Origin of the sequence: Halopenitus persicus (assembly GCF_900107205.1) — an archaeon.
GTDB lineage: Archaea > Halobacteriota > Halobacteria > Halobacteriales > Haloferacaceae > Halopenitus > Halopenitus persicus.
This window is the reverse complement of sequence record NZ_FNPC01000002.1, coordinates 138,300-150,201: the sequence shown is the minus strand read 5'-3', so window position 1 is coordinate 150,201 and position 11,902 is coordinate 138,300. Positions and strand designations below refer to the sequence as shown.

Here is an 11,902-nt window from a genome sequence, read left to right as displayed (position 1 = left end):
GGCGGTGAGACCGCGCGGGCGTCACCAGGTCGGCCCCTGGAACCACTGGGCGATCCCGACGACGAGCATCGTAGCCAGGATGATGAGGGCGGCGACGACGTTGACGCCGGGTGAGATCCCCTGTCGCACCATTCCGAAGAAGTAGATCGGGAGGGTGTTCTCCTGGCCGATGATGAAGAACGTCACGACGTAGTCGTCGAAGCTCATCGCGAAGGCCAGTAGGGCGCCCGCGAGCACGCCCGGCCTGATGACCGGCAGCGTGACGTAGCGGAACGTCTCGAGCTCGTTGGCGCCGAGGTCCATCGCCGCCTCCTCAAGGGTTTGATCGAAGTTCTGGAGCCGCGCAGCCACGACGACCGCGACGAAGCTGATGCCGAAGGCGACGTGGCCGATGATCGCGGTCCGGATGCCCAGCTGCATTCCGACGATGTTGAAAAACAGCAACAGCGAGATGCCCATCACGATGCTCGGGATGATGATCGGCATGAAGACGACGCCGGTGAACAGGCGTTTGCCGGGGAACTCGTGCCGGTCGAGCGCGAACGCGAGCATCGTCCCGAAGACGGTGCTGAGGATCACGCTGGCGATCGCGATCTCGACGGAGTTCGAGAGCGCCGCCCAGGCGGCCGAGGGGTCGACGCGTGCGACCGTCTCCCCGCGCAACAGGGCCGCGTACCACTCCGTGGTAAAGCCCTGCCAGACGACCGCGTACCGCGAGTCGTTGAACGAGAGCGCGATGACGACGGCGATCGGAACGTAGAGGAACAGATAGACCAGCGCGGTCTGCGCCAACAGAACTCCGGTTCCGCGTTTAAATACCGCCGACCGAAGCCGACCGAGGGCACCGCTCACGCGAGCTCACCCCCGCCGCGCTGGTAGGCGGCAATGCTCAGCAGCATCACGCCCATCAGGACGAACGAGGCCGCCGCCCCGAGCGGCCAGTTGCCGGCCGAGCCGAACTGGTCGGCGATCAGGTTGCCGATCATCTGGCTGTCGGTCCCGCCGAGCAGCTCCGGGATCACGTACGCGCCCGCGCTCGGGATGAACACGAGGACGCTGCCGGCCATCACGCCGGGCTTCGAGAGGGGAAAGATCACGTGGACGAACGCCTCCAGCCGGTCGGCGCCGAGATCCATCGCCGCCTCCCGATAGGTGAAGTCGATCTCCTCGATGCTGGCGTACACCGGGAGGATCATGAAGGGAATCCAGATGTACACGAGCCCCAAGAGCACGGCGAACCGGGAGTTCATCAGCGAGAGATCGGCGCCGATCCCCGGCAGCACCGCGAGCGCGTTCGTCAAGACGCTGTTTGCCGACAGCAACAGCTGGATCGCGTAGATCCGAACGAGGAACGAGGCCCAGAACGGGAGGATGACGAGCACCACGAGCAGGTTCTGGTAGCGCTCGGGGGCGAGATGGCCGAGGTAGTAGGCCATCGGATAGCCGACCACGAAGGAGACCACGGTCGCGACGACCCCGTAGCCGATGCTCTTGAAGAGGAGCCGAACGTACGGGGTCGCCTGCCCCGACGTCAGCGAGACCTCGAACGGCAGGGCCCATTCGACCACCCAGGCGATCGTGACCCAGAGGCCGCCGAGCAGCGAGTGCTCGTCCGGCAGGAAGAACTCTCGATACTGCTGGAGGCCGATGTGCTCCGGCGCGAGCAACACCTCGCCGAACGCCCCGCGCTGGCCGAAGCTGAAGACCAACATCACCGCGAGCGGGGCGAGAAAGAAGACGCCGAGCCAGAAGGCGCTCGGCGCCAGGTTCACGACCGCGCCGGTCCACCGGTTCCGGCGGATCCGGCGCACCAGATGGGCGTCGACTCCCGACGCCTCCCGAGTGGTATCACGTCCCATTGTCTCGTGGGGTATACCGGGTAATGGGTGAAATACCTTTTGTATACGACGAGTATATCGGATATATCTACGACTATCCTCCCGTTTGAGGAAATATTATGTTCCCGGGGGACGTTCATCGGAACGGATACCGTGGCGTCAAGCAAAACACCTAGGGGGGACGCGGCTGGACCGACTCACATGGACCTCGACGAGGTTGACCGAAAGATCCTCGCCATCCTCCAGGCGGACGGCCGTGCTGCGCTCTCGGAGATCGCCAGACGGCTCGACATGGGAACGGCGACGATCCACGAACGAACGAACGCGCTGGAGGAGGAGGGCTACATCCGCGAGTACCGCGCGGTGCTGGATCCCGACCTGCTCGGCCGCAACGAGGTCGGATTCGTGCGGGTGACCACGATCGCCGGCCGCTCCTCGGAGGTCGCCGAGCGGCTCGTCGAGGTCACGGCCATTCAGGAGATCCACGAGCTGACCGGGGACGCCGATCTCCTGTTGAAGGTCCGCGTCGCCGACCGACAGGAGCTCACCGAGCTGCTCCGGGAGGTCGGCCAGTACGACGGCGTCGAGGACACCGCGACCGACGTCGCGTTGCGCAGCGTGAAGGAGGAACACACCCTCCGGGTCAACCACGAATGAGCGACGTCTGGGACCTGGAACCGTCGGTACGGTCGGAGTACGGCCGGCTCGAGCGCGTGCTCGTCCACGAGCCGGGCGCGGAGTTCAACACCGTCGTCGACCCGGACGCGTGGAACTGGGACGGCCTGCCGCGCCAGGAGCGGGCCGCCAAGGAACACCGCGCGCTCGTCGAGACGCTCGAAGACCGCGGCGTCGAGGTCCATCACCTGACGGAGGCGTTCGACCACCTCGCGGAGTCGCTGTTCGTCCGGGACGTCGGCTTCGCGATCGGGGGCGGGATCGTGGTCGGCAAGATGGTCGAGGAGACGCGCCACGGCGAGGAACGGCGGCTCAGCGAACGGGTCATCGAGCTCGGAACACCGATCTACCACAGCGTCCACGGCGACGGGGGGTTCGAGGCCGGGAATATGGTGTGGATCGACGAGGGGACCGTCGCGATCGGTCGGTCCCGGACGACGAACGCGGCCGGGATCCGACAGGTCCGGACGGTGCTCGAGACGTTCGGGATCGACGTCATCGAGGTCCCGATCTTCGGGAGCACTGAGAGCACCGGACAGACGCATTTGGCGCTGGTGTTCAGTATGGTGGCGCCGGACCTGGCGCTCGTCTACTCGGAGGCCGTCCCGCCGGAGTTCCTCGACACGCTCCACGACCGCGGGATCGACACGATCCCCGTTCCGATGCGCGAACAGCGGAACCGGGCGACGAGCACGATCGTCGTCGAGCCGGGGACGATCGTGCTCTCCTCGGGCAACCACGAGGTGCGTGCGGCCCTCGAGACGCGGGGTTTCGAGGTCGTCGAGCTGGCGATGCAGGAGATCCGGAAGGCCGGCGGCGGTCCGAAGGGGCTCGTCCTGCCGCTCGAACGAACGCCGGTCGAGGAGTGAGCCGCTTCGGACGAGAGGTTTCGAGCCGTCGGATTCGAACTGTTGACGACTTGTCGAGTATCTTCCCGTACGACTTTCGGATATAGAGGAGTTTTGGCAAAGATTTATTTCACCACCGGCCATCGATTGTGACAATGAGTCTCGGAGACAACGAGCACGATCACGCGAAGCGGTTGCGCGAACGGACGTCGAACAGCCGGTCGTTCCACGAGCGCGCGTCGTCGGTGACGCCGCTGGGCGTCGAGTCGAACGTCCGGTCGTTCGACCCGTACCCGTTTTACGTCGAGGAGACGGACGGCTCCTACGTCACCGACATGGACGGGAACGACTACCTCGACTTCCTGCTGGCGCTCGGACCGATCATCCTCGGCCACGGCCATCCGGAGGTGCGGGAGGCGGTGAAACGGCAGGTCGACACGAGCGACCTGACGGCGACGCCCCAGCCGGTCGCGATCGAGTTCATGGAGGCGGTGACGGAGATGACCCCGTCGATCGAGCGCGTCAGGATGGCCAACAGCGGGACCGAGGCGACGATGCACGCGATGCGCGTCGCCCGCTCGTACACGGGCAAGGAGAAGGTCGCGAAGCCGGAGGGCGGCTACGCCGGCGCACACGACTACGCGCTCCAGAGCGTCTACGCCAGCGAGGAGGCGCTGGGGCCCGCCGAGGAACCGAACACCGTCCCCTACGGGACCGGGATCCCGGACGCGGTGAGCGAGACGATGGTCGCCATCCCGTTCAACGACAAGGAGGCGACCGAGCGGATCCTGCGCAAGCACGCCGACGACATAGCCGCCGTGATCATCGAGCCGGTGATGTTCTCCTGCGGCTGCCTGAAGCCCCGTGACGGCTACCACGAGTTCCTCCGGGACCTCACCGAGGAGCTCGGCATCGTCCTGATCTGGGACGAGGTGATGACCGGCTTCCGGCTCGGCCCCGGCTCGGCACAGGGCCGGTTCGGGATCACGCCGGACATGACGACGTTCGCGAAGGCCGCGGGCGGCGGCTACCAGGTCGCCGGGTTCGGCGGGCGCGCCGACATCATGGAGGAGATCGTTCCGCCGCGAAAGGAGGAGGCCTCGAAGTGGAACTCCTCGGCGTTCCACGGCGGCACGTACAACGGACATCCCGTCGCGGCCGCGGCCGGGCTCAAGACGCTCGAGATCCTCCGGGACCGGGACGTCTACGAGCACATCGACCGGCTCGGCGACCGGCTGTTCACCGGGCTCCAGGAGGTCGCCGACGACGTCGGACTCCCGGTGAACGTCCAGCACATCGGCTCGATGGGGCAGGTATACATGACCGACCACGAGATCGCGTCCTACCGCGACACCTGGCACGCGAACGGGGACCGGTTCGCCGACTGGTGGCTCGAGGCGGCCGCCGACGGCGTCCTCTTCGGAAATCCGATGCAGGGCGAGCGGTTCTTCACGACCTACACCCACACCGACGAGCAGATCGACCACGCCCTCGAGGTCGCCGAGGACGCCTTCCGCGCGGTCGACCACGAGTACGAATGAGTTCGGATTCGGACGGAACGGCAGCGATCGGGTTCGAGGAGGTCGGTGCGGGAGAGAGCGGTGCGGGAGAGGTCGATGAGGGAGAGGTCGGTGAGAGTGACGATCGTCCGCGAGTCGTCGTGATCGGCGGCGGGATCATCGGCTGTATGGTCGCCAGGGAACTCGCCGACACGCACCGCGTCCTCGTCCTCGAGCGCGACGGGATCGCCCAGGGCGCGACCGCGCGAGCGGCCGGCGAGATCACGATGATCCCCTCCTACCCGGACTACCCGTCGATCGCGACCCACGGGCTCGATTTCTTCCGAGCCTACGACGGCACCGGCGCCTTCGAGTTCACGGAGATCCCGAGCGTCGAGCTGGTGACGCCGGACCGGGAGGAGACCGTCCGTGCCCGCGTCGAGCGGCAACGGGCGGACGACGTCGACGTCGCGTTCCTCGAGGCCGACGCCGCACGGAAGCAGTGGCCGGGGATCAGGATGGACGACTACGTGGGCGTCGCCCGCTATCGCGGCACCGGACACGTGGACCCCTACACCCTGGCGACCACGGTCCAGTCCGAGGCGACCGAGGCGGGCGTGCGGTTCGAGACCGGCGTGACCGTGACCGATATCGCCGTCTCGGATGCCGGCGCAGGAGCGGAGACCGCCGGAACCGTAACCGGCGTCGAGACCGCCGATCAGGGGACCATCGAGTGCGATCACGTGGTCGCGGCGGCGGGATGGCGAACGCGCGACCTGCTCGCCGACCACCTTCGGCTGCCGATGCGACCGTACCGGACCCAGTGCATCGTCCTGCGACCGCCCGAGGACCTCGACGAGACCTTTCCGATGGGATGGATCCCGGGGGAACACGTCTACTTCCGGCCGGAGGCGAACGGCGACCTCCTCGTCGGCGGCTGGTCGTTCGCCGAGGACGACCCCGCGGGCGCGAGCCGGTCGGCCGACGAGGCGTTCCGCGACCACGTGGCCGACCTCGTGCCGCGGTTCGTCGACGCGCCGGGACCGATGCGGCTCGTCGACGGCTGGGCCGGGGTCGACGGCGCGACGCCCGACACCCGCCCTATCATCGATGCGCCCGCGGACGCGCCGGACGGGCTGATCGTCGCGACGGGCTTTCACGGCCGCGGGATCATGACCTCGCCGATCGCCGCGACGCTCGTTCGGTGTCTCCTCGAGGGGAGCGATCCGCCGTTCCCGCGCGATCCGTTCCTGCTCGACCGGTTCGACGACCGGACGGCCGACTTCGAGTTCTTCTCGATCAGCGCCGGCAACTGACGCCCGCCCGGTCACGCCGCGCGGATCGGCGATCGCGGCAATGGTTTCAGGTCGGATCGGCCGATCGCGGCAGTGGTTTTTTGCCGGTCGATCGATAACGTCAACGCGTATGGGTTTCGGAAGTTACGACGAGTCCGAACAGGAGAACCAGGACCTGGACGCCGACTTCGAGGACGATGACGGGGTCCGCACCGCCGAGAACGACCACCAGGGACGGGTGGAATACGAGATCGGCGCCTCCAGCGACGAGCTGTTGGATCGACTCCAGGACATCAAAAACCGGGGCGAGTAGCGGGAGTCCGTGAAGCCAGGGAGCCGGTCGCTCGGGATCGCCTTCTCCGACGGGGACGATCGGAGCTGGGTCGCGGGCGCGCTCGTCCGGACGAACGGGCGCGTCGACGACCTCGTCGGCGGCACGTGCACCGTCGGCGGCACCGACGCGACCGCCGCGGTCGTCGAGCTCGTCGACCGGCTCGACCGAGAGGACGCGCGCCGGCTCGTGATCGCCGGGATCGCGCCCGCGTGGTTCAACCTGATCGATCTCGAGGCGGTCCACGAGGCGGTCGACCGCCCCGTGATCGCCGTTTCCTTCGAGGCGAGCCCGGGGTTGGAGTCGGCCCTGCGGGAGCAGTTCGACGGCGACGCGCTCGGGGAGCGGCTCGCAACGTACCGGTCGCTGCCGGACCGGCACGGATCGACCGCGCCGTTCGTGCGCGCGGTCGGCATCGACCCGGAACGCGCAGTCGAGATCGTGGCTGAACTGACGATCGACGACGACCGACCGGAGCCGGTCCGCGTGGCGAAGCAAGCCGCGCGGGCGTTTCGACGGTTCTCGACCGGACCGACGTGAACGACGACGAGAACGGCGACGCCGGATCGGAGAAGCGGATCGGGACGCGATCGAGCCCGACCGAACCCGATCGGGTTTTTGTCCCTCCCGGTCGCCCGATCGGTATGAACGGCGACGACGGATCACCGGCGGCGACCGCGGCGCTCGGTGACGACCTCCAGGTGACCGACTGTGAGCGGTGCCCGGCGCTGGTCGACTCGCGGTCACGGATCGTGAACGGGGTCGGGCCGACGGACGCGGATCTCGTGTTTCTTGGCGAGGCGCCGGGCGCCGACGAGGACGAGCAGGGAGAGCCGTTCGTCGGACGGTCGGGCGACGTCCTCGACGAGGCGCTGCAGGCGGCCGGCCTGGTCCGGGCGGACGTTCGGATCACCAACTGCGTCCGGTGTCGGCCGCCGGAGAACCGCGATCCGACCGCCGAGGAGCTATCGAACTGCCGCGGCTACCTGGCGGCCGAGCTCGACCGGGTCGATCCCGAGCTGCTCGTCACCCTCGGAAAGGTCCCGAGCCAGCACGTCCTCGATCGGGACGTGGCGATCACCGCGGAGGCCGGATCGGTCGTCGACGCGCGGATCGGCGAGTCGTCCCGGCGCGTGCTCCTGTCGGTCCACCCGGCCGCGACGCTGTACGACCGGAGCCAACGCGAGGGGTTCTTTGAGGCGATCGCGGAGGCGGCCCGGATCGCGGGGATCGGAGGGGCGGACTCCGACGGCGATGAAAGCGGCAGCGGCAACGTCGGGACTGATGGAAGCGGCCAGTCACGGCTCGGCGAGTTCTGAGACGGCGCTCCGCGAACGGCGAGTCCCGGGGAAGCCGGTTCCGAGGGAAACCGACTTGACGACGGCCCGCGGAGGGAGCGTATGAGCATACCGGAGCCGCCGGACGAAGCGCTGGCCGAGGTCGCGATCGTCGATTACGGGCTCGGGAACCTGCGGTCGGCCACGCGCGGGCTCGAGCGCGCCGGCGCGTCCGTGACGATCACGGACGACCCCGAGACGTTCGCCGACGCCGACGGCGTCGTCCTCCCCGGCGTGGGCGCGTTCCGCGAGGGGATGGAGAACGCGGGCCCGTACCGGGACGCGCTCGTCGAGCACGCCGAGGCGGGGCGACCGCTGTTCGGCATCTGTCTCGGGATGCAGATGCTGCTCACCTCGAGCGAGGAGGCCGACCACGCCGGCCAGGGCGAGGTTCGCGGTCTGGATCTGATCCCGGGGACGAACGTTCGGTTCGACGTCGACGAGAAGGTCCCACATATGGGATGGAACGACCTCGCCGTCGATCGTGATCACCCCATCGCCGCCGGCGTGGACGGGAAGTACGCCTACTTCGTCCACTCCTATTACGCCGAGCCCGCGGACCCGGATGCGGTGGTCGCCACGAGCCGCCACGGCGTCGAGTTCCCGGCGATCGTCGCCAACGAGGCGGGCAACGTGTTCGGCACGCAGTTCCACCCCGAAAAGAGCGGAGAGACCGGGCTGCGGATCCTGCGGAACTTCGTGGAGTACTGCGCGGACCAGTAGCCGGCCGACGCCACCCCGTCGCGGCCGACACCCCGTCGTCGGGCGACCGCGGCAGCGACCGTCCCGTCGCATCCCGACCGAGTCCGATCTCGTGTCCCGACCGTCCCGTCGCATCCCGACCGTTTCCGGTGGAGTTACGCCGCCGCTGAGCGAACGGCCGCGTATGAACGCGCTTGCCGTGACCGGCGGTCGGGTGCTCCATCCCGACGGCCGCGTGAGCGAGGCGGACGTACTGATCGACGCGGACGCGGGCCGGATCGAGGCGGTCGGCGAGGACGTCACCGCGGGCCGGGAGATCGCCCGGACGCTGGACGCCGAGGGCGGGCTCGTGATGCCCGGCCTCGTCAACGGCCACACGCACGTTTCGATGACGCTGTTGCGCGGCTACGCCGACGACAAGCCGCTCGAGTCGTGGCTGCGGGAGGACATCTGGCCGGTCGAGGCCGAGCTCACCGACGACGACATCGCCGCCGGCGCGGAGCTGGGGATCCTCGAGATGATCCGGTCGGGGACGACCACGTTCGCGGACATGTACTTCTCGATGGACCGCGTCGCCGAGGTCGTCGAGCGAGCGGGCGTTCGCGCCCGGCTCGGCCGCGGCGTCGTCGCGGTCGGCAAGGAGGAGGCCGAAGCACGCGCGGACCTCGAGGGCAGCCTGGAGTTCGCGCGGACCTACGACGGGGCCGCCGACGGCCGGATCCGGACCGCGTTCATGCCCCACTCGCTGACGACGGTTCCGGAGAACCTGCTCACGGAGGGGATCGAACTGGCCGCGGAGGACGACCTGTGGGTCCACCTCCACGCCAACGAGACGACGGACGAGGTGGAGCCGATCGTCGAGAAGCACGGCGTTCGTCCGCTGGAGTACGCGGCCGACCGGGGCGCGCTCGGGCCGGACCGGTTCCTCGCACACGGCGTGCACGTCGACGGGACCGAGACGGAGCTGCTCGCGGAGACGGACACGTCGGTGATCCACTGTCCCGCCTCGAACATGAAGCTCGCCTCCGGGATCGCTCCGGTCCAGCGCCTGCGGGAGGCGGGCGTCACCGTCGGGATCGGCACCGACGGCGCCGCCTCGAACAACGACCTCGACCTCTTCGACGAGCTGCGCGACGCCGCGATGGTCGGCAAGATCGGCGCCGACGACGCGTCGGCAGTGCCGGCCGCGGCCGTCGTGGAGATGGCGACGAGCGACGGCGCCGACGCGATCGGTCTCCCCGGGGGACGGATCGAGACGGGCGCCGCGGCGGACCTGATCGTGGTCGACCTCGAGGCCCCACATCTGACGCCCGCCCACGACGTCGTGTCGCACCTCGCGTACGCGGTCCGTGGCTCGGACGTCCGCCACACGGTCTGTGACGGGACGGTCCTGATGCGCGACCGGGAGGTCACCACCCTCGACGCCGCGACCGTGATGGACCGGGCGGCCGAACACGCGGCGGACCTGGTCGCGCGCGCCGAGGAGTGATCCGGCCCGGCCGGTCCACGTGGTCCCCAGTCCGACCGGTCCACGTGGTCCGGCTGGTCCACTCGAAGTGGCCGGCGGATCGACGTCAGGAACGATCCCGATCGTTTCGACCGTTTACGCGAGATCCGGCGGTATAAACGGTCGTAAACGGTTTCCACGGTTCGAACGGCGAGGGGGATTTATTCTTCTCACCCTCCTCGGACCGAGTGCGGGCGACGCGGGGAGAGGCACACGATGGGGGGTTTCCCACGACCCATCCGTTCGGATGGACACCCACACCACTCACCACACCACTCACCACTTCACCGTGGGAATCCCCCGGACTACCCACCACCCACCACACCACTCACCACTGCCGCCCTCCCCGATCACCCACCGTCGTCGTCCGTCGACTCGACTACTCGGCAGCGAGGCGTGTCGATGGAACCGCTCGGCAGCGAGGCGTGTCGATGGAACCGCTCGGCAGCGAGGCGTGTCGGTAGGGTTTTCTAGCGGGCTCGACCAGTATCCGCCATGAGCGACCACTACTCACCGGTCGTCGAGCACCTCGCGGACCCGGAGACGGCACGCGAGGAGGGACGCCGGAAGATGGACTGGGCCCTCCAGCACATGCCGATCCTCTCGGAGCTGCGCGAGTCGTTCCTCGCGGACCGGCCCCTCGAGGGCGAGGTCATCGCGATGGCGATGCACGTGGAGGCGAAGACCGCGAACCTCGTCGAGCTGCTGGCCGACGGCGGCGCCGAGGTCGCGATCACCGGCTGTAATCCGCTGTCGACCCACGACGACGTCTCGGCCGCGCTGAACGCACACGAGAACATCACCTCCTACGCCGTGCGCGGCGTCGACGACGAGGCGTACTACGACGCGATGCACGCGGTCGTCGCCCACGACCCGACGATCACCGTCGACGACGGGATGGACATGGTGAAGCTCGTCCACGAGGAGTACCCCGAGCTGATCGACTCGATCGTCGGCGGAGCCGAGGAGACGACGACGGGCGTGCACCGCCTGCGGGCGATGGACGCGGACGGCGAGCTCCGCTATCCGGTCTTCGCGGTCAACGACACGCCGATGAAGCGGCTGTTCGACAACGTCCACGGCACCGGCGAGTCGTCGCTGGCGACCATCGCGATGACGACCAACCTCTCGTTCGCGGGCAAGAACGTCGTCGTCGGCGGCTACGGTTACTGCGGGAAGGGCGTCGCGAAGAAGGCGGCCGGCCAGAACGCGAACGTCATCGTGACCGAGGTCGAGCCCCGGCGCGCCCTGGAGGCGCACATGGAGGGCTACGACGTGCTGCCGATGGACGAGGCCGCCGCGGAGGGCGACGTCTTCATCACGACCACGGGCAACCGTGACGTGATCACCAAAGAGCACTTCGAGGTCATGAAGGACGGCGTCCTCCTGGCGAACGCCGGCCACTTCGACGTCGAGGTGAACCTCGAGGACCTCGACGAGCTCGCGGTCGACCGGTTCGAGGCCCGAGAGGGCGTGGAAGCCTACGAGATGCCCGACGGTCGCGAGCTGAACGTGATCGCCGAAGGGCGGCTCGTCAACCTCGCCGCGCCGATCGCGCTGGGCCATCCGGTCGAGGTGATGGACCAGAGCTTCGGGATCCAGGCGGTCTGCGTCCGCGAGCTCGTCGAGAACGGCGACGACTACGAGGCGGGCGTCCACGACGTCCCCGACGACCTCGACCGCGAGGTCGCCGAGATCAAGCTCGCCGCCGAGGGGGTCGAGTACGACTCGCTGTCGGCCGAACAGCGCGAGTATATGGACAGCTGGGAACACGGGACCTAGATCCGGCCGAGCGACACCGGGTCGATCGCGAACCGACGTGGGGCGTCGCGTTTTTACCGGCGAGCACGAAACGGGTCGTATGACCGAC

Annotated in this window: 12 protein-coding genes; 10 read left to right on the top strand and 2 right to left on the bottom strand. The window is 68.4% G+C overall.

All coding sequences use genetic code 11. The annotated features are described in order from the left end of the window. Window positions 1–21: 21 nt before the first annotated feature. Both BLV25_RS03740 and BLV25_RS03735 read right to left on the bottom strand, forming a co-directional pair. Window positions 22–792: an ABC transporter permease gene (locus BLV25_RS03740; protein WP_021075163.1), complete on the bottom strand. Its 771-nt coding sequence runs from the start codon at window positions 790–792 to the stop codon at window positions 22–24. Window positions 793–848: 56 nt separating this feature from the next. Next, window positions 849–1,859 carry an ABC transporter permease gene (locus tag BLV25_RS03735; RefSeq protein WP_021075164.1) on the bottom strand — a complete coding sequence of 337 codons (1,011 nt, stop codon included), beginning with the start codon at window positions 1,857–1,859 and terminating at the stop codon, window positions 849–851. A gap of 180 nt (window positions 1,860–2,039) precedes the next feature. Between BLV25_RS03735 and BLV25_RS03730 the strand changes: the two genes are divergently transcribed. The 10 genes from BLV25_RS03730 (at window position 2,040) to BLV25_RS03685 (ending at window position 11,814) form a co-directional block, all read left to right on the top strand. Continuing rightward, window positions 2,040–2,495, top strand: a complete 456-nt coding sequence (locus BLV25_RS03730) for an Lrp/AsnC family transcriptional regulator (RefSeq protein WP_021075165.1) — start codon at window positions 2,040–2,042, stop codon at window positions 2,493–2,495. Then, window positions 2,492–3,382: a dimethylarginine dimethylaminohydrolase family protein gene (locus BLV25_RS03725; protein WP_021075166.1), complete on the top strand. Its 891-nt coding sequence runs from the start codon at window positions 2,492–2,494 to the stop codon at window positions 3,380–3,382. Before BLV25_RS03730 ends, BLV25_RS03725 begins: the two co-directional genes overlap by 4 nt. Window positions 3,383–3,516: 134 nt before the next feature. Then, on the top strand, window positions 3,517–4,902 hold the full coding sequence (locus BLV25_RS03720) for an aspartate aminotransferase family protein (protein ID WP_092730948.1): 1,386 nt from the start codon (window positions 3,517–3,519) through the stop codon (window positions 4,900–4,902). Next, entirely contained in the window at window positions 4,899–6,176 is a 1,278-nt protein-coding gene (locus BLV25_RS03715) for an NAD(P)/FAD-dependent oxidoreductase (RefSeq protein WP_092730946.1), read from the top strand. The genes BLV25_RS03720 and BLV25_RS03715 overlap by 4 nt, the downstream gene beginning before the upstream one ends. A 109-nt stretch (window positions 6,177–6,285) precedes the next feature. After that, a complete protein-coding gene (locus BLV25_RS03710) occupies window positions 6,286–6,468 on the top strand; it encodes a DUF5786 family protein (protein WP_021075169.1) in 183 nt (60 codons plus the stop codon). Between the two features lie 9 nt (window positions 6,469–6,477). After that, window positions 6,478–7,026, top strand: a complete 549-nt coding sequence (locus BLV25_RS03705; protein WP_092730944.1) for an endonuclease dU — start codon at window positions 6,478–6,480, stop codon at window positions 7,024–7,026. A 104-nt stretch (window positions 7,027–7,130) separates the two neighbouring features. Then, entirely contained in the window at window positions 7,131–7,805 is a 675-nt protein-coding gene (locus BLV25_RS03700) for a uracil-DNA glycosylase (RefSeq protein ID WP_049817682.1), read from the top strand. An 81-nt stretch (window positions 7,806–7,886) separates the two neighbouring features. Continuing rightward, window positions 7,887–8,546, top strand: a complete 660-nt coding sequence (gene hisH / locus BLV25_RS03695) for an imidazole glycerol phosphate synthase subunit HisH (protein WP_021075172.1) — start codon at window positions 7,887–7,889, stop codon at window positions 8,544–8,546. Window positions 8,547–8,709: 163 nt separating this feature from the next. After that, window positions 8,710–10,014 (top strand): amidohydrolase, encoded by a 1,305-nt coding sequence (locus BLV25_RS03690; protein WP_092730942.1) that lies wholly within the window; start codon window positions 8,710–8,712, stop codon window positions 10,012–10,014. A gap of 513 nt (window positions 10,015–10,527) precedes the next feature. Further along, the gene (locus BLV25_RS03685) at window positions 10,528–11,814 is read left to right on the top strand and encodes an adenosylhomocysteinase (protein ID WP_021075174.1); all 1,287 of its coding nucleotides are present in this window, start codon (window positions 10,528–10,530) and stop codon (window positions 11,812–11,814) included. Window positions 11,815–11,902: the final 88 nt, after the last annotated feature.

Coding starts and splice junctions, on each gene's coding strand:
- BLV25_RS03735 (WP_021075164.1), bottom strand. CDS start 1,859: ATGGGACGTGATACCACTCGGGAGGCGTCGGGAGTCGACGCCCATCTG.
- BLV25_RS03730 (WP_021075165.1), top strand. CDS start 2,040: ATGGACCTCGACGAGGTTGACCGAAAGATCCTCGCCATCCTCCAGGCG.
- BLV25_RS03725 (WP_021075166.1), top strand. CDS start 2,492: ATGAGCGACGTCTGGGACCTGGAACCGTCGGTACGGTCGGAGTACGGC.
- BLV25_RS03720 (WP_092730948.1), top strand. CDS start 3,517: ATGAGTCTCGGAGACAACGAGCACGATCACGCGAAGCGGTTGCGCGAA.
- BLV25_RS03715 (WP_092730946.1), top strand. CDS start 4,899: ATGAGTTCGGATTCGGACGGAACGGCAGCGATCGGGTTCGAGGAGGTC.
- BLV25_RS03710 (WP_021075169.1), top strand. CDS start 6,286: ATGGGTTTCGGAAGTTACGACGAGTCCGAACAGGAGAACCAGGACCTG.
- BLV25_RS03700 (WP_049817682.1), top strand. CDS start 7,131: ATGAACGGCGACGACGGATCACCGGCGGCGACCGCGGCGCTCGGTGAC.
- hisH (WP_021075172.1), top strand. CDS start 7,887: ATGAGCATACCGGAGCCGCCGGACGAAGCGCTGGCCGAGGTCGCGATC.
- BLV25_RS03690 (WP_092730942.1), top strand. CDS start 8,710: ATGAACGCGCTTGCCGTGACCGGCGGTCGGGTGCTCCATCCCGACGGC.
- BLV25_RS03685 (WP_021075174.1), top strand. CDS start 10,528: ATGAGCGACCACTACTCACCGGTCGTCGAGCACCTCGCGGACCCGGAG.